The 23,566-nt window shown below is 60.7% G+C and carries 29 protein-coding genes; all 29 read left to right on the forward strand.

Translation table 11 applies throughout. The features are described 5' to 3' along the window. Window positions 1-94: 94 nt before the first annotated feature. Window positions 95-592 carry a 50S ribosomal protein L10 gene (gene rplJ, locus GH660_RS11145; RefSeq protein ID WP_153146738.1) on the forward strand — a complete coding sequence of 166 codons (498 nt, stop codon included), beginning with the start codon at window positions 95-97 and terminating at the stop codon, window positions 590-592. A 38-nt stretch (window positions 593-630) separates the two neighbouring features. Further along, a complete protein-coding gene (gene rplL / locus GH660_RS11150) occupies window positions 631-1,005 on the forward strand; it encodes a 50S ribosomal protein L7/L12 (RefSeq protein ID WP_153146739.1) in 375 nt (124 codons plus the stop codon). A 207-nt stretch (window positions 1,006-1,212) separates the two neighbouring features. Next, on the forward strand, window positions 1,213-5,496 hold the full coding sequence (rpoB, locus tag GH660_RS11155; protein WP_153146740.1) for a DNA-directed RNA polymerase subunit beta: 4,284 nt from the start codon (window positions 1,213-1,215) through the stop codon (window positions 5,494-5,496). Window positions 5,497-5,518: 22 nt separating this feature from the next. Continuing rightward, window positions 5,519-9,730: a DNA-directed RNA polymerase subunit beta' gene (rpoC, locus tag GH660_RS11160; protein ID WP_153146741.1), complete on the forward strand. Its 4,212-nt coding sequence runs from the start codon at window positions 5,519-5,521 to the stop codon at window positions 9,728-9,730. Between the two features lie 157 nt (window positions 9,731-9,887). Continuing rightward, the gene (rpsL, locus tag GH660_RS11165; RefSeq protein WP_119489314.1) at window positions 9,888-10,265 is read left to right on the forward strand and encodes a 30S ribosomal protein S12; all 378 of its coding nucleotides are present in this window, start codon (window positions 9,888-9,890) and stop codon (window positions 10,263-10,265) included. Between the two features lie 111 nt (window positions 10,266-10,376). Then, window positions 10,377-10,847: a 30S ribosomal protein S7 gene (gene rpsG / locus GH660_RS11170; protein WP_153146742.1), complete on the forward strand. Its 471-nt coding sequence runs from the start codon at window positions 10,377-10,379 to the stop codon at window positions 10,845-10,847. An 18-nt stretch (window positions 10,848-10,865) separates the two neighbouring features. Then, on the forward strand, window positions 10,866-12,959 hold the full coding sequence (fusA, locus tag GH660_RS11175) for an elongation factor G (protein ID WP_153146743.1): 2,094 nt from the start codon (window positions 10,866-10,868) through the stop codon (window positions 12,957-12,959). A 21-nt stretch (window positions 12,960-12,980) separates the two neighbouring features. After that, a complete protein-coding gene (gene tuf / locus GH660_RS11180; protein ID WP_153146733.1) occupies window positions 12,981-14,171 on the forward strand; it encodes an elongation factor Tu in 1,191 nt (396 codons plus the stop codon). 63 nt (window positions 14,172-14,234) lie between these two features. Further along, the gene (gene rpsJ / locus GH660_RS11185) at window positions 14,235-14,546 is read left to right on the forward strand and encodes a 30S ribosomal protein S10 (protein WP_028994183.1); all 312 of its coding nucleotides are present in this window, start codon (window positions 14,235-14,237) and stop codon (window positions 14,544-14,546) included. A 110-nt stretch (window positions 14,547-14,656) separates the two neighbouring features. Beyond that, a complete protein-coding gene (gene rplC / locus GH660_RS11190; protein WP_153146744.1) occupies window positions 14,657-15,295 on the forward strand; it encodes a 50S ribosomal protein L3 in 639 nt (212 codons plus the stop codon). A gap of 10 nt (window positions 15,296-15,305) precedes the next feature. Beyond that, a complete protein-coding gene (gene rplD, locus GH660_RS11195) occupies window positions 15,306-15,929 on the forward strand; it encodes a 50S ribosomal protein L4 (protein WP_153146745.1) in 624 nt (207 codons plus the stop codon). Beyond that, a complete protein-coding gene (rplW, locus tag GH660_RS11200) occupies window positions 15,926-16,228 on the forward strand; it encodes a 50S ribosomal protein L23 (RefSeq protein ID WP_153146746.1) in 303 nt (100 codons plus the stop codon). Before rplD ends, rplW begins: the two co-directional genes overlap by 4 nt. Continuing rightward, a complete protein-coding gene (gene rplB / locus GH660_RS11205) occupies window positions 16,228-17,055 on the forward strand; it encodes a 50S ribosomal protein L2 (RefSeq protein WP_153146747.1) in 828 nt (275 codons plus the stop codon). The genes rplW and rplB overlap by 1 nt, the downstream gene beginning before the upstream one ends. A gap of 10 nt (window positions 17,056-17,065) precedes the next feature. Further along, complete coding sequence (gene rpsS, locus GH660_RS11210) at window positions 17,066-17,341, forward strand: 30S ribosomal protein S19 (RefSeq protein WP_066879986.1); 276 nt, start codon at window positions 17,066-17,068, stop codon at window positions 17,339-17,341. Window positions 17,342-17,350: 9 nt separating this feature from the next. Then, window positions 17,351-17,680, forward strand: coding sequence for a 50S ribosomal protein L22 (gene rplV / locus GH660_RS11215; RefSeq protein ID WP_153146748.1), 330 nt, complete (start codon window positions 17,351-17,353; stop codon window positions 17,678-17,680). A gap of 9 nt (window positions 17,681-17,689) precedes the next feature. Further along, window positions 17,690-18,475, forward strand: coding sequence for a 30S ribosomal protein S3 (gene rpsC / locus GH660_RS11220; RefSeq protein WP_153146749.1), 786 nt, complete (start codon window positions 17,690-17,692; stop codon window positions 18,473-18,475). Continuing rightward, on the forward strand, window positions 18,476-18,889 hold the full coding sequence (rplP, locus tag GH660_RS11225) for a 50S ribosomal protein L16 (RefSeq protein ID WP_153146750.1): 414 nt from the start codon (window positions 18,476-18,478) through the stop codon (window positions 18,887-18,889). A 2-nt stretch (window positions 18,890-18,891) separates the two neighbouring features. After that, window positions 18,892-19,086: a 50S ribosomal protein L29 gene (rpmC, locus tag GH660_RS11230; protein ID WP_027456670.1), complete on the forward strand. Its 195-nt coding sequence runs from the start codon at window positions 18,892-18,894 to the stop codon at window positions 19,084-19,086. Beyond that, complete coding sequence (gene rpsQ / locus GH660_RS11235) at window positions 19,083-19,349, forward strand: 30S ribosomal protein S17 (protein ID WP_153146751.1); 267 nt, start codon at window positions 19,083-19,085, stop codon at window positions 19,347-19,349. The genes rpmC and rpsQ overlap by 4 nt, the downstream gene beginning before the upstream one ends. 151 nt (window positions 19,350-19,500) lie before the next feature. Further along, on the forward strand, window positions 19,501-19,869 hold the full coding sequence (gene rplN / locus GH660_RS11240; protein WP_028994194.1) for a 50S ribosomal protein L14: 369 nt from the start codon (window positions 19,501-19,503) through the stop codon (window positions 19,867-19,869). A 10-nt stretch (window positions 19,870-19,879) separates the two neighbouring features. Next, on the forward strand, window positions 19,880-20,197 hold the full coding sequence (gene rplX / locus GH660_RS11245; protein WP_153146752.1) for a 50S ribosomal protein L24: 318 nt from the start codon (window positions 19,880-19,882) through the stop codon (window positions 20,195-20,197). 9 nt (window positions 20,198-20,206) lie between these two features. Further along, a complete protein-coding gene (gene rplE / locus GH660_RS11250) occupies window positions 20,207-20,746 on the forward strand; it encodes a 50S ribosomal protein L5 (protein ID WP_153146753.1) in 540 nt (179 codons plus the stop codon). 7 nt (window positions 20,747-20,753) lie between these two features. Next, window positions 20,754-21,059: a 30S ribosomal protein S14 gene (gene rpsN, locus GH660_RS11255; protein WP_153146754.1), complete on the forward strand. Its 306-nt coding sequence runs from the start codon at window positions 20,754-20,756 to the stop codon at window positions 21,057-21,059. 15 nt (window positions 21,060-21,074) lie between these two features. Continuing rightward, the gene (gene rpsH, locus GH660_RS11260; RefSeq protein ID WP_153146755.1) at window positions 21,075-21,470 is read left to right on the forward strand and encodes a 30S ribosomal protein S8; all 396 of its coding nucleotides are present in this window, start codon (window positions 21,075-21,077) and stop codon (window positions 21,468-21,470) included. Window positions 21,471-21,480: 10 nt separating this feature from the next. After that, the gene (gene rplF, locus GH660_RS11265) at window positions 21,481-22,011 is read left to right on the forward strand and encodes a 50S ribosomal protein L6 (RefSeq protein ID WP_153146756.1); all 531 of its coding nucleotides are present in this window, start codon (window positions 21,481-21,483) and stop codon (window positions 22,009-22,011) included. A 9-nt stretch (window positions 22,012-22,020) separates the two neighbouring features. Then, window positions 22,021-22,377 (forward strand): 50S ribosomal protein L18, encoded by a 357-nt coding sequence (gene rplR / locus GH660_RS11270; RefSeq protein ID WP_153146757.1) that lies wholly within the window; start codon window positions 22,021-22,023, stop codon window positions 22,375-22,377. Between the two features lie 26 nt (window positions 22,378-22,403). After that, a complete protein-coding gene (gene rpsE, locus GH660_RS11275) occupies window positions 22,404-22,931 on the forward strand; it encodes a 30S ribosomal protein S5 (protein WP_153146758.1) in 528 nt (175 codons plus the stop codon). Window positions 22,932-22,934: 3 nt separating this feature from the next. Continuing rightward, window positions 22,935-23,117, forward strand: coding sequence for a 50S ribosomal protein L30 (gene rpmD, locus GH660_RS11280; RefSeq protein ID WP_153146759.1), 183 nt, complete (start codon window positions 22,935-22,937; stop codon window positions 23,115-23,117). A 3-nt stretch (window positions 23,118-23,120) separates the two neighbouring features. Then, on the forward strand, window positions 23,121-23,555 hold the full coding sequence (gene rplO / locus GH660_RS11285) for a 50S ribosomal protein L15 (protein WP_153146760.1): 435 nt from the start codon (window positions 23,121-23,123) through the stop codon (window positions 23,553-23,555). Window positions 23,556-23,566: the final 11 nt, after the last annotated feature.

Consider the following 23,566-nt stretch of genomic DNA (forward strand, 5'->3'; position numbering starts at 1 on the left):
CCGGCAACGGACGGCATTGCTTCTGGTTCAGGTCGCCGTAGGTGCGGCGGGAAATTGTTCCCGCCGTGTTATGACTTGAAAGGAGGAAAGACCTGTGGGTCTCAATCTGAACGACAAAAAAGCTGTCGTGGCTGAGGTGTCGGCACAAGTGGCCAATGCCCAGACCATCGCGATCGCCGAATATCGTGGCATCGAGGTCGGTGACCTCACCGTGCTGCGCAAGAAGGCGCGCGAGTCTGGCGTATATCTGCGCGTGCTCAAGAACACCCTGGTGCGTCGCGCCGTGGAAGGCACTCCGTTTGCCGGCCTGGCCGAGCACATGGTGGGTCCGCTGATTTACAGCGTGTCCGCCGACCCGGTGGCAGCGGCGAAAGTCCTCAACGATTTCGCCAAGACCAATGACAAGTTGGTGCTCAAGGCCGGTTCCTATGCCGGCAAGGTGCTCGATAAAGCCGGTGTGCAGGCGCTTGCCTCCGTGCCGAGCCGTGAAGAGCTGCTCTCCAAGCTGCTGTTTGTCATGCAGGCTCCGGTGTCCGGCTTCGCCCGTGCCCTGGGCGCGCTGGCTGCGCAGCGCGAAGGCGCCGCCGCTTGATCCTTACCGCATACGAACTGATTTAGGAGTTTATTGAAATGGCAATTAGCAAAGAAGACATCCTGGAAGCCGTCGGCTCCATGACCGTGATGGACCTGAATGACCTGGTCAAGGCATTCGAAGAGAAGTTCGGCGTTTCCGCCGCAGCCGTCGCCGTTGCCGGCCCGGCTGGTGGTGGCGCCGCCGCCGCTGCCGAAGAGCAGACCGAGTTCACCGTTGTCCTGGCTGCCGCCGGCGACAAGAAGGTCGAAGTCATCAAGGTCGTGCGTGCGGTGACCGGCCTGGGCCTCAAGGAAGCCAAGGATCTGGTCGACGGCGCACCGAAGCCGGTCAAGGAAGGTGTTTCCAAGGCCGACGCCGAAGCCCTCAAGAAGCAGCTGGAAGACGCGGGCGCCAAGGTCGAAGTCAAGTAAGCGACTGATGGTGTGCGGGCTGGCGGTTTTCCCGCCAGCCCTTTTGTACTTTGTACTTCAGGTTTCACGAATCCAGAAAACGAACTTGAGTCACGCCAGCCGGCAAACGCAAACGTTGCTCTCCTCTTCCCGAAGCGGGAGGCGAGCCCGTTTGCGTTTGCCTGTTTCAACAGGTTCCACGTTTGATTTTATCCGCACGGAGTTACCATGACTTACTCCTTCACCGAGAAGAAACGCATCCGCAAGAGTTTCGCCAAGCGCGCCAGCGTGCTTGACGTGCCTTACCTGCTGGCCACCCAGCTGCAGTCCTTCAAGGATTTCCTGCAGGACGAAGTGGCGCCGGAGAAGCGCAAGAACGAGGGCTTGCAGGCTGCATTCACCTCGATTTTTCCGATCGTTTCGCACTCGGGCAATGCGCGTCTGGAATTCGTCAGCTATATGCTCGGTGAGCCGGCCTTCGATGTGACCGAATGCCAGCAACGCGGCCTGACCTTCGCATCCTCCCTGCGTGCCAAGGTGCGTCTGGTGATCATGGACCGCGAAGCGCCGGATACGGTTAAGGAAGTCAAGGAGCAGGAAGTGTACATGGGCGAAATTCCGCTCATGACGACCAACGGTTCCTTCGTCATCAACGGTACGGAACGCGTCATCGTTTCCCAGTTGCATCGCTCCCCGGGGGTCTTCTTCGAGCACGACCGCGGCAAGACGCACAGCTCCGGCAAGCTCCTGTTCTCGGCGCGCATCATTCCCTATCGCGGTTCCTGGCTCGATTTCGAGTTCGATCCGAAGGATACGCTGTTCTTCCGCGTCGACCGCCGCCGCAAGATGCCCGTCACCACCCTGCTCAGGGCGATCGGCATGTCTTCGGAGGAAATCCTGGCGCAATTTTTCGACTTCGACACCTTCCAGCTGGGCAAGGACAGCGTCGAGTTCACGCTGGTTCCGGAGCGTCTGCGCGGCGAAGTCGCGCGCTTCGACTTCGTCGCTCCCGATGGCAAGGTGATTGTCGCCAAGGACAAGCGGATCACCGCCAAACACATCCGTGATATCGGGGCTGCCGGACTGAAGCAGATCGTTGTGCCGGAAGACTTCATTCTCGGCCGGGTCGTCGCCACCAACGTGGTCGACAGGGACACCGGCGAAGTCATTGCAAGCGCCAACGACGAAATCACCGAAACCCTCCTGGCCAAGCTGCGCGAGGCTGGTATCACGACGCTCGATACCCTGTACACCAACGAACTCGATCGTGGCGCGTTCATTTCCAACACCCTGCGTGCTGACGAGACCGCGACGCGTCAGGCAGCACGCATCGCCATCTACCGCATGATGCGTCCGGGCGAACCGCCGACGGAAGAGGCTGTCGAAATCCTGTTCAACGGATTGTTCTATTCGGACGAACGTTACGACCTGTCCGGCGTCGGCCGCATGAAGTTCAACCGCCGCCTGACGCGCACCGACGTCGTCGAGCACAAGGTAATGATCAGGAGCCTGGCCTCCAAGGCCGAGGCCGCCCTGAAGAACCTGGCGGAAGGTTCCGGCTTCCCGCTGGCGGTGATCCAGGATCTGGTCAGCCTCATGCCCTATGGCGCTCGTGCCCTGTGCGAGAACATGACGCTGGCCGACGCCGAGACGCTGGCCGCCAAGATCAAGCCGCTCGGCGCCAATGTCGAAGTGCGCGAGCAATTAACCCTGTCGCCGCGCGACATCGTCGAGGTGATCAAGATTCTCGTCGAGCTGCGCAACGGCCGCGGTGAAATTGATGATATCGACCACCTCGGCAATCGCCGCGTCCGCTCCGTCGGCGAACTCGCCGAGAACCAGTTCCGCGCCGGCCTCGTCCGCGTCGAGCGCGCCGTCAAGGAACGCCTGAGCCAGGCCGAGTCCGACAACCTGATGCCGCACGACCTGATCAACGCCAAGCCGATCAGCGCCGCGATCAAGGAATTCTTCGGGTCCAGCCAGCTGTCGCAGTTCATGGACCAGACCAACCCGCTGTCGGAAATCACCCACAAGCGCCGCGTCTCGGCCCTCGGCCCGGGCGGTCTGACCCGCGAACGCGCCGGCTTCGAGGTGCGCGACGTGCACCCGACCCACTACGGCCGCGTCTGCCCGATCGAAACGCCGGAAGGTCCGAACATCGGCCTCATCAACTCGCTGGCCTTGTATGCCCGGGTCAACGACTACGGCTTCATCGAAACCGCCTACCGCAAGGTGGTCGATTCCCAGGTGACCGATCAGATCGAATATCTGTCGGCCATCGAGGAGGGGAACTATGTGGTTGCCCAGGCCAACGCCTCCCTCGACGAAGCAGGTCGTTTGTCGGATGATCTGGTGACCTGCCGCGAGAAGGGCGAAACCATTCTCGCCGAACCCTCCCGTGTCCAGTACATGGACGTGGCGCCGGGCCAGATCGTTTCCGTCGCGGCCTCGCTGATTCCCTTCCTCGAACACGACGATGCGAACCGCGCGCTGATGGGCGCCAACATGCAGCGTCAGGCGGTACCCTGCCTGCGTCCCGAAAAGGCGCTGGTCGGCACCGGCATCGAGCGTACCGTTGCGGTCGACTCCGGTACGGCGGTCGTCGCGCGGCGCGGCGGCCTGGTCGACTATGTCGATGCCGGCCGCGTCGTGGTTCGCGTCAATGACGACGAAACCGTGGCTGGCGAGGTGGGTGTCGATATCTACAACCTGGTCAAGTACACCCGCTCCAACCAGAATACCAACATCAACCAGCGTCCGCTGGTCCGTGTCGGCGACCGGATCGCCCGCGGCGACGTCGTGGCCGACGGCGCCTCGACCGACAAGGGCGAACTGGCGCTCGGCCAGAACATGCTGATCGCCTTCATGCCGTGGAACGGCTACAACTTCGAAGATTCGATCCTGATTTCCGAGCGCGTCGTCGCCGAGGACCGCTACACCTCGATCCACATCGAGGAGTTGACGGTCGTCGCCCGTGACACCAAGCTGGGGCCCGAGGAAATCACCCGCGACATCGCCTCGCTCGGCGAAGTCCAGCTTTCCCGTCTCGATGATTCCGGCATCGTCTATATCGGTGCCGAAGTACAGGCTGGCGACGTGCTGGTCGGCAAGGTGACGCCGAAGGGCGAAACCCAGCTGACGCCGGAAGAAAAGCTGCTGCGCGCCATCTTCGGCGAGAAGGCTTCCGACGTGAAGGACACTTCGCTGCGCGTGCCGTCCGGCATCGCCGGCACGGTCATCGACGTCCAGGTGTTCACCCGCGAGGGTATCGAGCGCGACAAGCGCGCCCAGTCGATCATCGACGAGCACCTGCGCCATTACAAGCTCGATCTGGCCGACCAGATGCGCATCGTCGAACGCGACGCGTTCGAGCGTGTCGGTCGCCTGATCGTCGGCAAGAAGGCAAACGGCGGTCCGAAGAAACTGGCCAAGGGCTCGACGATCGAGCAGTCCTACCTGGACGGCATGGATCCGCATCACTGGTTCGACATCCGCGTCGCCGACGAGGACGTGGCGCAGCAACTGGAGCAGGTCAAGGACGGCCTCGAGCAGGCGCGCAAGGATTTCGATCTGGCTTTCGAAGCCAAGCGCAAGAAGCTGACCCAAGGCGACGAACTGCCGCCGGGTGTCCAGAAGATGGTCAAGGTCTACGTCGCGGTAAAGCGCCGCCTGCAGCCCGGCGACAAGATGGCCGGCCGCCACGGCAACAAGGGCGTCGTGTCGCGCATCCTGCCGGTCGAGGACATGCCCTACATGGAAGACGGCAATCCGGTCGATATCGTGCTGAATCCGCTCGGCGTGCCGTCGCGGATGAACGTCGGCCAGATCCTGGAGGTCCACCTCGGCCTGGCTGCCAAGGGTCTCGGCCACAAGATCGGCGCCATGCTGCGGGCCCAGGCCAACGCCAAGGAAATTCGCGGCTTCCTCGACCAGGTCTATAACTCGAGCGGCAAGTCCGAGAATCTGGACGAGCTGACCGATGGCGAAGTCGTCGAAATGGCCAGGAACCTCGAGGGCGGCGTGCCGTTCGCGACCCCGGTGTTCGACGGCGCCAAGGAAGAGGAAATCAAGGCCATGCTGGCGCTCGCCGGCATGCCCTCCTCGGGTCAGATGACCCTGTTCGACGGCCGCACGGGCGAAGCCTTCGAACGTCAGGTCACGGTCGGCTACATGCACTTCCTGAAGCTGCACCACCTGGTCGATGACAAGATGCACGCCCGCTCGACCGGCCCGTACTCGCTGGTTACCCAGCAGCCGCTGGGCGGCAAGGCGCAGTTCGGTGGCCAGCGTTTCGGCGAAATGGAAGTGTGGGCGCTGGAAGCCTACGGTGCTTCCTACGTGCTGCAGGAAATGTTGACCGTCAAGTCGGACGACGTGAATGGCCGGACCAAGGTCTACGAAAACATCGTCAAGGGCGAGCACAAGATCGATGCCGGCATGCCGGAGTCGTTCAACGTGCTGGTCAAGGAAATCCGTTCGCTGGCGATCGATATCGATCTGGAACGTTACTGATTCAGGGCTCAGGAGTTAAACGATGAAAGCATTGCTCGATCTGTTCAAGCAGGTAACCGCCGAAGAGGAATTCGACGCGATTACCATTGGCCTCGCCTCGCCCGAGAAGATCCGTTCCTGGTCCTACGGTGAAGTCAAGAAGCCGGAAACCATCAACTACCGTACCTTCAAACCGGAGCGCGACGGCCTGTTCTGCGCCAAGATCTTCGGCCCGATCAAGGATTACGAGTGCCTGTGTGGCAAGTACAAGCGCCTCAAGCACCGCGGTGTCATCTGTGAAAAATGTGGCGTTGAAGTGACGCTGGCCAAGGTTCGCCGCGACCGCATGGGTCACATCGAACTGGCCTCGCCGACCGCCCACATCTGGTTCCTCAAGTCCCTGCCGTCGCGTCTCGGCATGGTGCTCGACATGACGCTGCGCGACATCGAGCGCGTCCTGTACTTCGAAGCCTATGTCGTCTGCGACCCGGGCATGGTCAGCAACCTCCAGCGCGGTCAACTGCTGACCGAAGAGCAATATCTGGAGATGATGGAAGAGCACGGCGACGAGTTCCTGGCGCTGATGGGCGCCGAGGGGATTCGCGAACTGCTGCGCAACCTCGATCTGAACAGCGAGGTCGAATCGCTGCGCGCCGAACTCGACGTCACCAGTTCCGAAGCCAAGAACAAGAAGCTCGCCAAGCGTCTGAAGATTCTCGAAGGTTTCCAGAAGTCGGGCATCAAACCCGACTGGATGATCCTCGAAGTGCTGCCGGTGCTGCCGCCCGACCTGCGTCCGCTGGTGCCGCTGGACGGTGGTCGCTTCGCGACTTCCGACCTCAACGACCTCTACCGTCGCGTCATCAACCGCAATAACCGTCTCAAGCGCCTGCTTGAGCTCAAGGCTCCGGAAATCATCGTGCGCAACGAAAAGCGCATGCTGCAGGAGTCGGTCGACTCGCTGCTCGACAACGGCCGTCGCGGCAAGGCGATGACCGGCGCCAACAAGCGCCCGCTGAAGTCGCTGGCCGACATGATCAAGGGCAAGGGCGGTCGTTTCCGTCAGAACCTGCTCGGCAAGCGCGTCGACTACTCCGGCCGTTCGGTCATCGTGGTCGGTCCGCAGCTCAAGCTGCATCAGTGCGGCCTGCCCAAACTGATGGCCCTGGAACTGTTCAAGCCCTTCATCTTCCACAAGCTGGAAGTGCTCGGTTACGCCACTACCATCAAGCAAGCCAAGAAGATGGTCGAAGGCCAGGAACCTGTAGTCTGGGACATCCTGGAAGACGTCATCCGCGAACACCCGGTCATGCTGAACCGTGCGCCGACCCTGCACCGTCTGGGTATCCAGGCTTTCGAGCCGACCCTGATCGAAGGCAAGGCCATCCAGCTGCACCCGCTGGTCTGTGCCGCCTTTAACGCCGACTTCGACGGTGACCAGATGGCCGTGCACGTCCCGCTGTCGCTCGAAGCGCAGATGGAAGCCCGCACCCTGATGCTGGCCTCAAACAACGTGCTGTCGCCGGCCAACGGTCAGCCGATCATCGTACCGTCACAGGATATCGTGCTCGGCCTGTACTATGCGACCCGCGAGAAGATCAACGGCAAGGGCGAGGGCATGTACTTCGCCGATATCGCCGAGGTCGAGCGCGCCATGTCGGCCAAGGAACTGGATATCCACTCGCGCATTTCCGTGCGCCTGAAGCAGTACGAGCCTGCTGCGGTCGACGGCGAATGGGAGGAGAAAATCGTTCGCATCGAAACCACGGCCGGCCGCGCTCTGCTGTCGAAGATCCTGCCGAAGGGCCTGCCGTTCAAGGTCATCGACCGCGCGCTGAAGAAGAAGGAAATCTCCAAGCTGATCGACGAATCCTTCCGTCGCTGCGGCCTCAAGGAAACCGTCGTGTTTGCCGACAAGCTGATGCAGAACGGCTATGCGCTGGCGACCCGCGCCGGCATCTCGTTCTGCTCGGACGACATGCGCGTCCCGGCCAAGAAACACGAGATCATCGCGGCCGCCGAAGCCGAAGTTAAGGAAATCGAAACCCAGTACACCAACGGTCTGGTCACCCAAGGCGAACGCTACAACAAGGTGGTCGATATCTGGGGCCGCACCGGCGATCAGGTCGCCAAGGTCATGATGGACGAACTCGGCCACGAGGAAACCGTCGATCGCCACGGCAAGAAGGTCAAGCAGGATTCCTTCAATTCCATCTACATGATGGCCGACTCCGGCGCCCGCGGTTCCGCCGCACAGATTCGTCAGCTGGCCGGTATGCGCGGCCTGATGGCGAAGCCGGATGGTTCCATTATCGAAACGCCGATCACCACCAACTTCCGCGAAGGCCTGAACGTTCTCCAGTACTTCATCTCGACGCACGGCGCCCGTAAGGGTCTGGCCGACACCGCGCTGAAGACCGCGAACTCCGGTTACCTGACCCGCCGTCTGGTCGACGTGACCCAGGATCTGGTCATCACCGAGGACGATTGCGGCACCAAGAACGGCTTTGCCGTCAAGGCGCTGGTCGAAGGCGGCGAGGTCATCGAGCCGCTGCGCGAGCGTATCCTCGGCCGCGTGACTGGCGACGATCTGGTCGACCCGGAAACGCAGGAAACGGTGATTTTCGCCGGCACCATGCTCGACGAGGACCTGGTGGAGCTGATCGACAAGCTCGGCATCGACGAAGTCAGGGTGCGCACCCCGCTGACCTGCGAAACGCGCTACGGCCTGTGCGCCAAGTGCTACGGTCGTGACCTCGGTCGCGGCAGCATGGTCAACGCCGGCGAATCGGTCGGCGTCATCGCCGCCCAGTCGATCGGCGAACCGGGCACCCAGCTGACCATGCGTACCTTCCACGTCGGTGGCGCGGCGTCGCGGGCAGCCGTGGCTTCCCAAGTCGAATCGAAATCCGCCGGTACGGTGCGGTTCACCGCAACCATGCGCTATGTCACCAGCGCCAAGGGCGAAAAGGTGGTCATCTCCCGTTCCGGCGAAGTGCTGATCGCCGACGATCATGGTCGCGAGCGCGAGCGGCACAAGGTGCCCTACGGCGCCATGCTGGCCGTCGATGACGGCAAGGCGGTCAAGGCGGGCGCCAAGCTGGCGACCTGGGATCCGCATACCCGTCCGATCGTGACCGAATACGCGGGTACCGTCCGCTTCGAAAATGTCGAAGAGGGTGTCACCGTCGCCAAGCAGGTCGATGATGTGACCGGCCTGTCCACGCTGGTGGTCATCGACCACAAACGCGGCGGCAAGGCGGCGACCAAGGGCGTCCGCCCGGTGGTCAAGCTGCTCGACGAGAGCGGTCAGGAAGTCAGGATCGCCGGCAGCGATCATGCCGTTTCGATCGCCTTCCAGGTCGGCTCGATCATTTCCGTGGTCGACGGCCAACAGGTCGGCGTCGGCGACGTGCTCGCCCGGATGCCGCAGGAATCCGCCAAGACCCGCGACATTACCGGCGGTCTGCCGCGTGTTGCCGAGCTGTTCGAAGCGCGTACGCCGAAGGATGCTTCCGTGCTGGCCGAATACACCGGCACGATCAGCTTCGGCAAGGACACCAAGGGCAAGCAGCGTCTGGTCATTACCGATCTCGACGGCGAGCAGCACGAGTTCCTGATTTCGAAGGACAAGCACGTGCTGGTGCACGACGGCCAGGTGGTCAACAAGGGTGAGAAGATCGTCGAAGGCGAACCCGACCCCCACGACATCCTGCGTCTGCAGGGCGTCGAGGCGCTGGCCCGCTACATCACCGACGAAGTCCAGGACGTCTACCGTCTGCAGGGCGTGAAGATCAACGACAAGCACATCGAGGTGATCGTCCGCCAGATGCTGCGCCGCGTGACCATCCTCGAGCCGGGCGATACCCGCTTCATCAAGTCCGAGCAGGTGGAGCGCGCCGAACTGCTGGCCGAAAACGATCGTGCCATCGCCGACGGCAAGCTGCCGGCGACCTTCGAGCACATGCTGCTCGGCATCACGAAGGCTTCGCTGTCGACCGACTCCTTCATTTCCGCGGCGTCCTTCCAGGAAACCACCCGCGTGCTCACCGAGGCTGCCATCATGGGCAAGCGCGACGAGTTGCGCGGTCTCAAGGAAAACGTCATCGTCGGTCGCCTCATTCCCGCCGGTACCGGCCTCGCGTATCACCGTACGCGCAAGGCTCAGGCGGCCGGGGAGGATCTTGGCGCCACGCATGCACTCGAGGAACCGGCTGCCGAAAACGCAACACAGGTCGCCGATCAGGGGCTCTGAGTCGTCTCGCAACCCCCGTGTTTCGTTGACATGGGGGTTGATCAACCATAGAATCTATGGTCTTTGTCGGCGGGGGCTAATCATTGTCTCCGCTTTGGATAACAAAATTGCCGTCGTGCCCCGTCTTCGGGGGCCCGGTTGTTGAAGGAAGTTCGATATGCCGACTATCAACCAGCTCGTGCGCAAGCCGCGCGTTGCCGAGGTCACCAAGAGCAAGGTGCCTGCTCTGGAAAAGTGCCCGCAGAAGCGTGGCGTCTGCACCCGTGTTTACACCACTACCCCGAAGAAGCCGAACTCCGCGCTGCGCAAGGTTTGCAAGGTTCGCCTGACGAATGGCTTCGAAGTCATTTCCTATATCGGCGGCGAAGGCCACAACCTGCAGGAACACTCCGTGGTCCTGATCCGTGGTGGTCGTGTCAAGGATTTGCCCGGTGTGCGTTACCACACCGTGCGTGGCTCCCTGGATACCCAGGGCGTCAAGGATCGTAAGCAGGCCCGTTCCAAGTACGGTGCCAAGCGTCCGAAGGCTGCTTGATTCTTCAAGTGGCTTGAGTAAGTGGCCGTCCGGTTGGACGGTCGGGAGAGGCCGGGAGGGTAAAGACCCTAGCCCGGCTTTTCAACTGAATCGTGTTTAATAGAGGTCAATATGCCCCGTCGTCGTGAAGTACCGAAGCGCGATATTCTGCCGGACCCGAAGTTCGGCAATGTCGAGGTCTCCAAGTTCATCAACGCCATCATGCAGAGTGGCAAGAAGTCTGTCGCCGAGCGCATCGTCTATGGCGCTTTCGATATCATCTCCACCAAGTCCGGCAAGGATCCGCTGGAGGTGTTCAGCTCCGCCATGGGCAACGTTCGCCCGATGGTCGAAGTCAAGTCCCGTCGCGTCGGTGGTGCCAACTACCAGGTGCCGGTCGAAGTGCGTCCGGCCCGTCGCGCCGCGCTCGCCATGCGCTGGCTGCGCGAGTCCGCGCGCAAGCGTTCCGAAAAGTCGATGGGCCAGCGCCTGGCTGCCGAAATGATGGAAGCTGCCGAGAACCGTGGCGGCGCCGTCAAGAAGCGTGACGAAGTGCACCGCATGGCCGAGGCGAACAAGGCCTTCGCCCACTTCCGCTTCTAATTTACCGAGGGCTTTAACGTGGCACGTAAGACACCCATCGAGCGCTACCGGAATATCGGTATCAGCGCCCACATCGACGCCGGCAAGACCACCACCACCGAGCGCATCCTCTACTACACCGGTGTTAACCACAAGATCGGCGAAGTGCACGACGGTGCGGCGACCATGGACTGGATGGAGCAGGAGCAGGAGCGCGGCATCACCATCACCTCCGCGGCGACCACCTGTTTCTGGAAGGGTATGGATAACTCCTTCCCGGAGCACCGCTTCAACATCATCGATACCCCGGGGCACGTTGACTTCACCATCGAAGTCGAGCGTTCGATGCGTGTTCTCGATGGTGCCTGCATGGTTTACTGTGCGGTTGGTGGCGTTCAGCCGCAGTCTGAAACCGTGTGGCGTCAGGCGACCAAGTACAAGGTGCCGCGTTTGGCCTTCGTGAATAAGATGGACCGCTCGGGTGCCAACTTCTTCAAGGTCGTCGACCAGATGAAGACCCGCCTCAAGGCGAATCCGGTTCCCATCGTCATTCCTATCGGTGCCGAGGATACCTTCTCCGGCGTCGTCGATCTGCTGAAGATGAAGGCGATCATCTGGGACGAGGCCTCCCAGGGCATGAAGTTCGATTACCGCGACATTCCGGCCGAACTGGTTGAGGCTGCCCAGAGCTGGCGCGAGCAGATGGTCGAGGCGGCTGCCGAAGCTTCCGAAGACCTGATGAACGAATATCTGGAAAACGGCGAACTCTCCGAGGCCAAGATCAAGGAGGGGCTGCGTCTGCGTACCCTGGCTTGCGAAATCCAGCCGATGCTCTGCGGTACGGCCTTCAAGAACAAGGGCGTGCAGCGCATGCTCGACGCCGTCATCGAACTGCTGCCGTCGCCGGTGGATATCCCGCCAGTCGGTGGCGTCGATGAGCGTGAAAACGAGGTTTTCCGCAAGGCCGATGATTCCGAAAAGTTCTCGGCCCTCGCCTTCAAGCTTATGACCGACCCGTTCGTCGGTCAGCTAACATTCATCCGCGTCTACTCTGGCGTGCTGAATTCCGGTGCCACGGTGTACAACTCGGTCAAGGGCAAGAAGGAGCGCATTGGCCGTATTCTGCAGATGCACGCCAACAACCGTGAGGAAATCAAGGAAGTTCTGGCGGGTGACATCGCTGCCTGCGTCGGTCTGAAGGAAGTTACCACCGGTGAAACCCTGTGCGATCCGGATGCGCCGATCATCCTCGAGCGCATGGTCTTCCCGGAGCCGGTGATTCACGTCGCCGTCGAGCCGAAGACCAAGGCCGACCAGGAGAAGATGGGTATCGCTCTCGGCCGCCTGGCTGCTGAAGATCCGTCCTTCCGTGTTCGCACCGACGAGGAGTCCGGCCAGACCATTATTTCCGGCATGGGCGAATTGCACCTCGATATCATCGTCGACCGCATGCGTCGCGAATTCAACGTCGAAGCTGCCGTTGGTGCGCCGCAGGTTGCTTATCGCGAATGCATCAAAAAGGCTGTCGAACAGGAAGGCAAGTTCGTCAAGCAGTCCGGCGGTCGCGGTCAGTTCGGTCACGTCTGGCTCAAGATCGAGCCGAACGAAGCCGGCAAGGGCTACGAGTTCGTTGATGCCATCAAGGGTGGTGTCGTGCCGCGTGAATACATCCCGGCGGTTGACAAGGGTCTGCAGGATGCCGTGACGAGTGGCGTGTTGGCCGGCTTCCCGGTCGTAGATGTCAAATTCACGTTGTTCGATGGTTCCTACCACGACGTGGACTCGAACGAAAACGCGTTCCGCATGGCTGCTTCCATGGCTTTCAAGGAAGGCATGAAGAAGGCCAGCCCGACGCTGCTTGAGCCGATGATGGCGGTCGAGGTCGAAACGCCTGAAGATTACATGGGCAACGTCATGGGCGACCTCTCGTCCCGTCGCGGCATTGTCCAGGGTATGGAGGACCAGGCTGGTGGCATCAAGGTCGTGCGCGCCGAAGTGCCGCTGTCCGAGATGTTCGGTTACGCCACCTCGCTGCGTTCGCTGTCGCAGGGTCGCGCGACCTACTCGATGGAGTTCAAGCACTATACCGAGGCGCCGAAGAACGTCGCCGAGGCTGTCATCAACAAGAAGTAACACGTTATTGGAGAACCGATAATGGCAAAAGAGAAATTTGAACGGACCAAGCCGCACGTAAACGTTGGCACGATTGGACACGTTGACCACGGCAAGACCACGCTGACTGCTGCGATCACTACGGTGCTGTCGGCCAAGTTCGGCGGCTCGGCCAAGAAGTACGACGAAATCGACGCGGCGCCGGAAGAAAAGGCACGCGGCATCACCATCAACACCGCCCACGTCGAATACGAAACCGCCAACCGCCACTACGCCCACGTCGACTGCCCGGGCCACGCCGACTACGTCAAGAACATGATCACCGGTGCCGCCCAGATGGACGGTGCGATCCTCGTCTGTTCCGCCGCCGACGGCCCGATGCCGCAGACCCGCGAGCACATCCTGCTCGCCCGTCAGGTCGGCGTCCCGTACGTCCTGGTTTACATGAACAAGTGCGACATGGTCGACGACGCCGAACTGCTCGAACTCGTCGAAATGGAACTCCGCGAACTCCTCTCCAAGTACGACTTCCCGGGTGACGACACCCCGATCATCCACGGCTCCGCTCTCAAGGCCCTCGAAGGCGACCAGTCCGAAATCGGCGAACCCTCCATCTTCCGTCTCGCCGACGCCCTGGATTCCTACATCCCGACCCCGGAGCGCGCCATCGACCAGCCCTTCCTGATGCCGGTCGAAGACGTCTTCTCCATCTCCGGTCGCGGCACCGTCGTCACCGGCCGTGTCGAGCGCGGCATTGTCAAGGTCGGCGAGGAAATCGAAATCGTCGGTATCCGCCCGACCCAGAAGACCACCTGCACCGGTGTCGAAATGTTCCGCAAGCTGCTCGACCAGGGTCAGGCCGGCGACAACATCGGCGCCCTGCTGCGCGGCACCAAGCGTGAAGACGTCGAGCGTGGCCAGGTTCTGTGCAAGCCGGGTTCGGTCAAGCCGCACACCCACTTCACCTCCGAAGTGTACATCCTGTCCAAGGACGAAGGCGGTCGCCACACCCCGTTCTTCAACGGCTACCGTCCGCAGTTCTACTTCCGCACCACCGACGTCACCGGCTCGATCGACCTGCCTGAAGGCACCGAGATGGTCATGCCGGGCGACAACATCGCGATGACGATCAAGCTGATCGCCCCGATCGCCATGGAAGAAGGCCTGCGCTTCGCCATCCGTGAAGGCGGTCGTACCGTCGGCGCCGGCGTCGTCGCTAAAATCATCGAGTAACTCGCTCTTTTCGAAAATCGGGGTGGGACGTGATTCCACCCCATCGCTCTTTGGAAGCCAAAAATGCAAAGCCAGAAAATCCGTATCCGTCTCAAGGCCTTCGACTATCGCCTGATCGATCAATCCGCTCAGGAAATCGTCGAAACAGCCAAGCGTACCGGTGCAGTCGTTCGCGGTCCGGTGCCCCTGCCGACCCGCAAGCAGCGTTTCGACATCCTGCGTTCGCCGCACGTGAACAAGGCTTCCCGCGATCAGTTGGAAATTCGTACCCATCTGCGTTTGATGGATATCGTCGATCCGACCGATAAGACCGTTGATGCCCTGATGAAGCTGGATCTGCCGGCTGGCGTCGACGTCGAAATCAAGTTGCAGTAATAGAAGTTTTGCGGATATAATCCGCGCCTTTCGGGGGTGGCCGGTGACGGTTGCCCATTTGTTGTTTTACATCGACCGGCCAATCGCAGCCGGCGATGAGGAGAATAACCATGAGTCTAGGCCTTGTCGGTCGCAAGGTCGGCATGACTCGCATTTTCGCCGAGGATGGTGCGTCCATTCCGGTGACTGTGCTTGACGTGTCGAACAACCGCGTGACCCAAGTTAAAACGCCGGAGAACGATGGCTACGCCGCCATCCAGGTCTCTTTCGGCAAGCGCCGTGCCTCGCGCGTTTCCAAGCCCTTGGCTGGCCATCTGGCCAAGGCTGGCGTGGAGGCCGGGCATGTCCTCAAGGAATTCCGTATCGAAGCTGATCAGCTCGCCTCGTTCAAGGCTGGCGATCAGGTTGCTGCGACCATCTTCGCCGAAGGGCAGAAGGTGGACGTGAGCGGTACCTCGATCGGCAAGGGCTTCCAGGGGGGTATCAAGCGTCATAATTTCAGTTCCAACCGTGCTTCCCACGGTAACTCGGTGTCGCACAATGCGCCGGGTTCCATCGGTATGGCGCAGGATCCGGGTCGTGTTTTCCCGGGTAAGCGCATGGCTGGTCACCTCGGTGATGTCCAGACGACGATGCAGGGGCTGACTATCGTTCGCGTTGATGCCGACCGCCAGTTGCTGTTGGTCAAGGGTGCCGTTCCTGGTGCCAAGGGTTCCGACGTCGTCGTGCGTCCGGCGGTCAAGGCTTAAAGGGGGCGACATGGAACTCAAGGTAATCAACGAACGAGGTCAGGAAGCTGCCAAGCTGCAGGCTTCCGACGTGCTGTTCGGTCGCGATTTCAACGAAGCGCTGGTGCATCAGATCGTCGTCGCCTATCAGGCCAACGCGCGCTCTGGCGACCGTCAGCAGAAGGATCGCTCCGAAGTCCGTCATACCACCACCAAACCGTGGCGCCAGAAGGGTACGGGCCGTGCTCGTGCCGGTAGCAATGGCAGTCCGCTGTGGCGTGGAGGCGGTCGGATTTTTCCGAACTCGCCCGAAGAAAATTTCAGTCAGAAGGTTAACAAGAAGATGTTCCGCGCCGGCATGGCTGCGATCCTCTCCGAGTTGGCCCGCCAGGACCGTCTGGTCGTCGTCGACGATCTGGCTGTCGAGGCACCCAAGACCAAGCTCTTCTCCCAGAAACTGAAGGGTATGGGTCTCGAGGGTAATCTTCTGGTTATTACGGATGCGCTGTCCGAGAATCTTTATCTCTCGTCGCGCAACCTGCCGAACGTTCTGGTGCTGGAAGCGCAGGAGGCCGATCCGGTTTCCCTGGTTCGCTTCGCCAAGGTCCTTGTGACCAAGAACGCGGTGGCCAAGTTCGAGGAGATGTGGGGATGAACCAACAACGTCTGATGCAGGTGCTACTGGCGCCGCAAATCTCCGAGAAGGCGACCTACGTTGCAGACAAGCACGAGCAGGTGATTTTCCGCGTTGCCTCCGATGCCACCAAGCCGGAAATCAAGGCTGCGGTCGAATTGCTTTTCAAGGTCGAGGTTGAGGCCGTTCAGGTCGCCAACGTCAAGGGCAAGGTCAAGCGTTTCAAGGGCATGGCTGGTCGTCGCAAGGGCTGGAAGAAGGCCTTCGTGAGCCTGAAGCCGGGCCAGGAAATCAATTTTGTTGAAGGGGGGAATGCCTGATGGCACTCGTTAAAGTCAAGCCGACTTCCCCCGGCCGTCGTGCCGTGGTGCAGGTCGTCAATGCCCATCTGCACAAGGGCAAGCCGTTCGCTGCCCTGGTCGAGTCGCAATCGAAGAATGCCGGTCGTAACAACAATGGCCATGTGACGGTTCGCCATCAGGGTGGTGGTCATAAGCAGGCCTATCGTATCGTCGATTTCAAGCGAGCCAAGGACGGTATCCCGGCCAAGGTCGAACGTCTGGAATACGACCCCAACCGCACCGCCAACATCGCGCTGGTTTGCTACGCCGATGGCGAGCGCCGCTACATCATCGCCAACAAGGGGATGGTGGTCGGCCAGCAGGTCATGAGCGGTTCCGAGGCGCCGATCAAGTCCGGCAACGCCCTGCCCATCCGCAATATCCCGGTTGGTACGACCATCTGCTGCGTCGAGATGCTGCCCGGCAAGGGCGCGCAACTGGCCCGTTCGGCCGGTACCTCGGCCCAACTGCTGGCGCGTGAAGGTTCCTACGCCCAGATCCGTCTGCGCTCCGGCGAAGTCCGCCGCGTGCATGTGGAATGCCGTGCCACGATCGGCGAGGTTGGCAACGAAGAGTTCAACCTGCGCAAGATCGGCAAGGCTGGCGCGCAACGCTGGCGTGGTATCCGTCCGACGGTTCGTGGTGTCGCCATGAACCCGGTCGACCACCCGCATGGGGGTGGCGAGGGTCGCACTGGTGAAGGCCGGGTGCCGGTTAACCCGTGGGGTCAGCCGACCAAGGGCTATCGCACCCGCAGCAACAAGCGCACGAACAGCATGATCGTTCAGCGCCGTCATAAGCGTTAAGGGGTAGGAAATGGGACGTTCTCTCAAAAAAGGCCCGTTCGTTGATGCGTACCTGATCGACAAAGTCGAAGCGGTCCGTGCCACTAGCGACAAGCGCCCGATCAAGACCTGGTCGCGTCGCTCGACGATTCTCCCCGAGTTCATCGGTTTGACGATCGCGGTCCACAATGGCAAGCAGCATATTCCGGTTTTCGTGACCGAGAATATGGTCGGTCACAAGCTCGGCGAGTTTTCGCTGACCCGGACGTTCAAGGGTCACACTGCCGGCAAGAAGGCCAAGAAGTAAGGAGCTGACATGGAAACTCGTGCAAGTCTGCGGGGCGTACGCCTCTCTGAGCAAAAAGGCCGCCTCGTGGCGGATCTGGTGCGTGGCAAGCCGGTCGGTCAGGCTCTCGACATCCTGGCCTTTTCCCCCAAGAAGGGGGCTGGTATCGTCAAGAAGGTGCTGGAGTCGGCTATCGCCAACGCCGAGCACAATGACGGGGCCGATATCGACGAACTGAAGGTCAAGACCATCTACGTCGAAAAGGGCATGGTGCTGAAGCGCTTTACCGCGCGCGCCAAGGGTCGTGGCAATCGGATCGTCAAGCCGACCTGCCATATCTATCTGACCGTTGGTAACTAAGGAAGAGCCATGGGACAGAAAATTCATCCGATTGGCTTTCGTCTAGCCGTCACCAAAAACTGGGGTTCCCGCTGGTATGCAAACAGCAAGGAATTCCCGGGCATGCTCCACGAAGATATCAAGGTCCGCGAGTATCTCAAGCGGAAACTGGCGCACGCTTCCGTGGGTCGCGTTCTGATCGAGCGTCCCGCCAAGAATGCCCGCGTCACTGTCTTCTCGGCCCGTCCGGGCGTCGTCATCGGCAAGAAGGGCGAGGACATCGAACAATTGCGCACGGACCTTCAGCGCATTATGGGCGTTCCTGTCCATGTGTCGATCGAAGAAATCCGCAAGCCGGAAGTCGATGCCCAACTGATCGCAGATTCGATTGCCCAGCAACTCGAGAAGCGCATCATGTTCCGTCGCGCCATGAAGCGCGCGATGCAGAACGCCATGCGTCTCGGCGCCCAGGGCATCAAGGTCATGAGCGCGGGTCGCCTGAACGGTGCGGAAATCGCCCGCAGCGAGTGGTATCGCGAAGGGCGCGTGCCGCTTCATACCCTGCGTGCCAACATCGATTACGCAACTTCCGAAGCGCTGACCACCTACGGCATCATCGGGATCAAGGTCTGGGTCTACAAGGGCGACATGCTCGACCGCAACGAGCAACCGGAGGCCGTCGAACCGGCTGCCGACGATCGTAAGCCGCGTCGCGCACCCGGTCGTCCGGAAGGCGACAAGCCGCGTACCCGTACGGTGAAGAAGCCGGAAGGTGATGCCGCGCCGGCAAAGCGTGTAAGAAAGGCAGGTGCCTAAATGCTGCAACCAAATCGTCGCAAGTTCCGCAAGGAACACAAGGGCCGCAACGAAGGTCTGGCGACCCGTGGCGCCAAGGTTTCGTTTGGTGAATGGGGTCTCAAGGCCACCGGACGTGGCCGCCTGACCGCCCGCCAGATCGAGGCGGCCCGTCGTGCCATGACCCGCCACATCAAGCGGGGCGGCCGCATCTGGATCCGTATCTTCCCGGACAAGCCGATTTCCAAGAAGCCGGCCGAAGTTCGTATGGGTAACGGTAAGGGTAACCCGGAGTACTGGGTCGCCGAAATCCAGCCGGGCAAGGTCCTGTATGAGATGGATGGCGTGAATGAAGCGCTGGCACGCGAGGCGTTTGCCCTTGCTGCCGCCAAGCTGCCGATTTCCACCACCTTCGTGACTCGTCATCTGGGGTAATCATGAAAGCAAGTGAACTGAGAACCAAGAGCGTGGACGAGCTCAACAAGGAACTGCTGGATCTGCTGAAGGCCCAGTTCGGCCTGCGTATGCAGCTCGCTACGCAACAGCTGTCCAATACCAGCCAAATGTCCAAGGTGCGTCGCGACATCGCTCGCGTCCGCACGCTTATCCGTGAAAAGGCGGTGCAGCAATGAGCGAATCCACCAGCATCAAGCGTACGCTGATCGGCCGTGTCGTCAGCGACAAGATGGAAAAGACGGTCACCGTCCTCGTCGAACGTAAGGTCAAGCACCCGATGTACGGCAAGGTGATGGTTCGTTCCAGGAAGTACCACGCCCACAACGAAGGCAACGCAGCCAAGGCCGGGGATCTCGTTGAGATCATTGAAACCCGCCCGGTTTCGCGTACCAAGACGTGGGCAGTTACCAGCGTTCTCCAGAAGGCGATCGTCGTCTGAGGAAATTGTCGAAAACGCTTGCGTGACTATAAAAGAAGCCGGTATAATCCGGCTTCTTTTTTGCAGGCCCTGTCCTGGGGCGGCAAAGTTGTTCGACCCGTACGGGTTCCAAGACTGACCGCGCAAGCGGGTTAAGTTGGAGTTAATTTAAATGATTCAGATGCAGACGACTCTGGACGTCGCCGACAACACCGGTGCTCGTTCAGTAATGTGTATCAAGGTCCTTGGTGGATCCAAGCGCCGCTACGCGGGCATTGGCGACATCATCAAGGTCAGCATTAAGGATGCTGCGCCGCGTGGCCGCGTCAAAAAGGGCGACGTCTATAACGCCGTGGTGGTTCGTACCGCCAAGGGTGTGCGCCGTCCGGACGGCTCGCTCGTGCGTTTTGATGGCAATGCCGCAGTCCTTCTCAACAACAAGCTCGAGCCGATCGGCACGCGCATCTTTGGCCCGGTGACCCGCGAATTGCGTACCGAGCGCTTCATGAAGATCGTGTCCCTGGCGCCTGAAGTGCTGTAAGGAGCGGGTAATGGAAAAGATTCGCAAAGGCGACGAAGTCGTCGTGATTACCGGCAAGGATAAGGGCAAGCGCGGTACCGTGCTGCTTCGCGTTGGTGAAGACCGTGTCGTCGTCGAGGGTGTCAATCGTGCCAAGAAGCACGTCAAGCCGAATCCGATGAAGGGTGTGGCGGGTGGCATCGTTGATAAGGACATGCCGATTCATCTCTCCAATGTTGCGCTGTTCAACCATGCGACCAAGAAGGCCGATCGTGTCGGCATCAAGGTTCTGGAGGACGGTCGCAAGGTTCGCGTGTTCAAGTCGAACGGCGAACTGGTGAACGCATAAGGGGTAGTCATGGCGCGTTTGCAACAGTTTTACAAAGACACCGTCGTGGCCGATCTGACCAAGCAGTTTGGCTACAAGTCGGTCATGGAAGTGCCACGCATCACCAAGATTACCCTCAACATGGGTGTGGGTGAGGCGGTGGCCGACAAGAAGGTTCTCGAGAACGCCGTAGGCGACATGCAGAAGATCGCGGGCCAGAAGCCGGTTACGACCAAGGCTCGCAAGTCCATCGCGGGCTTCAAGATTCGTGATGGCTATCCGATCGGTTGCATGGTGACCCTGCGTGGTCCTCGCATGTTCGAATTCCTTGACCGCCTCGTTACCATCGCCCTGCCGCGCGTTCGCGACTTCCGTGGTGTTTCCGGCAAGGGTTTCGACGGCCAGGGTAACTACAACATGGGTGTCAAGGAGCAGATCATTTTCCCGGAAATCGAATACGACAAGATCGATGCGCTCCGGGGTATGAATATCAGCGTCACCACGACCGCGAAGACCGATGCCGAGTGCAAGGCATTGCTCACCGCGTTCAAGTTCCCGTTCAAGAATTGAGGCAATCATGGCAAAACTTGCTCTGATCAACCGTGAAGAGAAGCGCCGCAAGCTGGTGGCTCAGTACGCCAAGAAGCGCGCCGCCCTTGAGGCGATCATCAACGACGCCGGCCTGTCGGACGAGGAGCGTTATCAGGCTCGTCTCAAGCTGCAGGCACTGCCGCGCAACGCCAGTCCGTCGCGCCTGCGCAACCGCTGCCAGCTGACCGGTCGTCCGCGTGGTGTTTTCCGCAAATTTGGTCTGTGCCGCAACAAGATCCGCGAACTCGCCTTCAACGGCGAGATTCCGGGTGTTGTCAAGGCCAGCTGGTAATCAGGAGATACAGAAATGGCTATGAGCGATCCGATCGCGGACATGCTGACCCGCATCCGCAACGCCCAGCTCGCCGAAAAGGCGTCTGTGTCCATGCCTTCTTCCAAGCTCAAGGTGGCGATTGCCGCCGTGTTGAAGGATGAGGGTTACGTTGATGATTTCGCAGTTCGTGAGGCCGATGGCAAGCCGACCCTCGATATCGCGCTCAAGTACTATGCCGGTCGTCCGGTCATCGAGCGCATCGAGCGTGTTTCGAAGCCTGGTCTGCGTATCTACAAGGGCTGCGACGATATTCCCCGTGTCATGAACGGTCTTGGTGTCGCCATCGTGTCGACTCCGAAGGGCGTCATGACTGATCGCAAGGCTCGCGCCAGCAAGGTTGGCGGCGAAGTCCTGTGCATCGTGGCGTAAGGGAGCAGACATGTCTCGAGTTGGTAAGAATCCCATCGTCCTTCCGGCTGGCGTCGAGCTCAGCATCGGCGAGCAGATCACGGTCAAGGGCCCTCTGGGTAGCCTGAAGACCGCGGCGCACCCGTCGGTCAACGTCGCCGTTGAGGGTCAGAGTGTTGTGGTTTCCAAGATTGAAGGGGCGGTTAATGCCGGTGCCATGTGGGGCACCATGCGCGCCAACCTGAACAACATGGTTACCGGTGTTTCCAAAGGGTTCGAAAAGAAGCTGCAGCTGGTTGGCGTGGGTTACCGCGCCCAGGCACAGGGCGATACCCTGAATCTGACCCTTGGCTTCTCGCATCCGGTCGCGCACAAGATGCCCGCCGGTGTGAAGGTCGAGTGCCCGACCCAGACCGAAATCGTGATCAAGGGTTCGGACAAGCAGCAAGTCGGCCAGGTCGCCGCCGAAGTTCGTGCGTATCGGAAGCCGGAGCCCTACAAGGGCAAGGGCGTTCGCTACTCGGACGAAGTGGTGGTCATCAAGGAAACCAAGAAGAAGTAAGGGTGACATATGTTTAACAGGAAAGAAGCGCGTCTGCGCCGCGCCCGCAAAACCCGGGCCAAAATCGCCGAGCTCAAGGCTGTACGCCTGTGTGTCAACCGCACGAACTGCCACATTTACGCCCAGATCATCTCGGCCTGTGGTGGCAAGGTTCTGGCTTCGGCTTCCACGCTGGAAACGGCTGTTCGTAAGGACGTCGTCAACGGTGGCAACAAGGCTGCCGCCACTTCGATCGGCAAGCTGATCGCCGAGCGCGCCAAGGCCGCCGGCATCGAGCAAGTGGCTTTTGATCGCTCCGGTCTCCAGTACCACGGTCGTGTTCAGGCGCTGGCGGAAGCTGCGCGTGAAGCCGGTCTGAAGTTCTGATCGCCGCGAAAGGACAAGGTTAGAAAATGGCTAAACCTGAAAGAAACAAGAAGCCCCAGCAGGCTGACGAGCGCGACGACGGCATGCGCGAAAAGATGGTTGCGGTCAACCGCGTCACCAAGGTGGTGAAGGGCGGCCGCATCCTCGGTTTCGCTGCGCTGACGGTCGTTGGCGACGGCGACGGCGGTATCGGCATGGGCAAGGGCAAGTCCCGCGAAGTGCCGGTTGCTGCGCAGAAGGCAATGGAAGAGGCGCGTCGCAAGATGGCCAAGGTCAGCCTGAAGAACGGCACCGTGCATCACACGGTCATGGGCCGTCATGGCGCGACCACCGTGATGATCCAGCCGGCCCCGGAAGGCACCGGCATCATTGCCGGCGGCGCCATGCGCGCCGTGTTCGAAGTCGTCGGCGTCACCAACGTCGTCGCCAAGGCGCATGGTTCGACCAATCCCTACAACATCGTGCGTGCCACAATCGACGGCCTGTCGAAGGTGAATACGCCGGCCGAGATTGCCGCCAAGCGTGGCCTGTCGGTTGAACAGATCCTGGGGTAAGCCATGGCTGACAAGAAAATCAAAGTGACGCTCGTCAAGAGCGTCATCGGCACCAAGCAGGATCACCGCGCGACGGTGCGTGGCCTGGGTCTGCGCAAGGTGAACAGTTCTGCTGAACTCGTGGATACGCCGGCGGTTCGCGGCATGATTCATAAGGTCCAGTATCTCGTGAAGGTTGAGGGTTAAGCCATGCGTCTCAATACCATCAAGCCGGGTGAAGGCTCCAAGAAGGCCGCCAAGCGCGTCGGTCGCGGCATCGGCTCCGGTCTCGGCAAAACCTGTGGTCGTGGCCACAAGGGCCAGAAGTCCCGTTCCGGCGGCTTCCACAAGGTCGGCTTCGAGGGCGGCCAGATGCCTTTGCAGCGCCGTCTGCCGAAGCGCGGCTTCAATTCGCTGACGCGCGCCCGCAACTACGAAGTTCGTCTGACCGACCTCGACCGTCTGTCGGTCGATGAGATCGATCTGCTCGGATTGCAGGCTGCCGGCATCGTTCCGGGTGACGCGCTGTCCGCCAAGGTAATCCTCTCGGGCGAGATCACCCGCAAGGTGACGCTCAAGGGGGTCGGTGCGACCAAGGGCGCCAAGGTGGCCATCGAAGCTGCCGGCGGCTCGGTCGGCGAGTAAGGACAGGAAAG

This window comes from Dechloromonas sp. H13, from assembly GCF_009469615.1.
Classification (GTDB): Bacteria; Pseudomonadota; Gammaproteobacteria; order Burkholderiales; family Rhodocyclaceae; genus Azonexus.

Bases quoted from the DNA above. Each gene is read 5' to 3' on its own strand.
- rplR (WP_153146757.1), top strand. From the start codon at position 22,021: ATGTTTAACAGGAAAGAAGCGCGTCTGCGCCGCGCCCGCAAAACCCGG.
- rplF (WP_153146756.1), top strand. From the start codon at position 21,481: ATGTCTCGAGTTGGTAAGAATCCCATCGTCCTTCCGGCTGGCGTCGAG.
- rplN (WP_028994194.1), top strand. From the start codon at position 19,501: ATGATTCAGATGCAGACGACTCTGGACGTCGCCGACAACACCGGTGCT.
- rpoB (WP_153146740.1), top strand. From the start codon at position 1,213: ATGACTTACTCCTTCACCGAGAAGAAACGCATCCGCAAGAGTTTCGCC.
- rpsL (WP_119489314.1), top strand. From the start codon at position 9,888: ATGCCGACTATCAACCAGCTCGTGCGCAAGCCGCGCGTTGCCGAGGTC.
- rplL (WP_153146739.1), top strand. From the start codon at position 631: ATGGCAATTAGCAAAGAAGACATCCTGGAAGCCGTCGGCTCCATGACC.
- rpsE (WP_153146758.1), top strand. From the start codon at position 22,404: ATGGCTAAACCTGAAAGAAACAAGAAGCCCCAGCAGGCTGACGAGCGC.
- rpsN (WP_153146754.1), top strand. From the start codon at position 20,754: ATGGCAAAACTTGCTCTGATCAACCGTGAAGAGAAGCGCCGCAAGCTG.
- tuf (WP_153146733.1), top strand. From the start codon at position 12,981: ATGGCAAAAGAGAAATTTGAACGGACCAAGCCGCACGTAAACGTTGGC.
- rplV (WP_153146748.1), top strand. From the start codon at position 17,351: ATGGAAACTCGTGCAAGTCTGCGGGGCGTACGCCTCTCTGAGCAAAAA.
- rpsC (WP_153146749.1), top strand. From the start codon at position 17,690: ATGGGACAGAAAATTCATCCGATTGGCTTTCGTCTAGCCGTCACCAAA.
- rpsG (WP_153146742.1), top strand. From the start codon at position 10,377: ATGCCCCGTCGTCGTGAAGTACCGAAGCGCGATATTCTGCCGGACCCG.
- rpsH (WP_153146755.1), top strand. From the start codon at position 21,075: ATGGCTATGAGCGATCCGATCGCGGACATGCTGACCCGCATCCGCAAC.
- rplC (WP_153146744.1), top strand. From the start codon at position 14,657: ATGAGTCTAGGCCTTGTCGGTCGCAAGGTCGGCATGACTCGCATTTTC.
- rplO (WP_153146760.1), top strand. From the start codon at position 23,121: ATGCGTCTCAATACCATCAAGCCGGGTGAAGGCTCCAAGAAGGCCGCC.
- rpoC (WP_153146741.1), top strand. From the start codon at position 5,519: ATGAAAGCATTGCTCGATCTGTTCAAGCAGGTAACCGCCGAAGAGGAA.
- rpsJ (WP_028994183.1), top strand. From the start codon at position 14,235: ATGCAAAGCCAGAAAATCCGTATCCGTCTCAAGGCCTTCGACTATCGC.
- rpmD (WP_153146759.1), top strand. From the start codon at position 22,935: ATGGCTGACAAGAAAATCAAAGTGACGCTCGTCAAGAGCGTCATCGGC.
- rplX (WP_153146752.1), top strand. From the start codon at position 19,880: ATGGAAAAGATTCGCAAAGGCGACGAAGTCGTCGTGATTACCGGCAAG.
- rplP (WP_153146750.1), top strand. From the start codon at position 18,476: ATGCTGCAACCAAATCGTCGCAAGTTCCGCAAGGAACACAAGGGCCGC.
- rplW (WP_153146746.1), top strand. From the start codon at position 15,926: ATGAACCAACAACGTCTGATGCAGGTGCTACTGGCGCCGCAAATCTCC.
- rpsQ (WP_153146751.1), top strand. From the start codon at position 19,083: ATGAGCGAATCCACCAGCATCAAGCGTACGCTGATCGGCCGTGTCGTC.
- rplD (WP_153146745.1), top strand. From the start codon at position 15,306: ATGGAACTCAAGGTAATCAACGAACGAGGTCAGGAAGCTGCCAAGCTG.
- rplE (WP_153146753.1), top strand. From the start codon at position 20,207: ATGGCGCGTTTGCAACAGTTTTACAAAGACACCGTCGTGGCCGATCTG.
- rpmC (WP_027456670.1), top strand. From the start codon at position 18,892: ATGAAAGCAAGTGAACTGAGAACCAAGAGCGTGGACGAGCTCAACAAG.
- rpsS (WP_066879986.1), top strand. From the start codon at position 17,066: ATGGGACGTTCTCTCAAAAAAGGCCCGTTCGTTGATGCGTACCTGATC.
- rplB (WP_153146747.1), top strand. From the start codon at position 16,228: ATGGCACTCGTTAAAGTCAAGCCGACTTCCCCCGGCCGTCGTGCCGTG.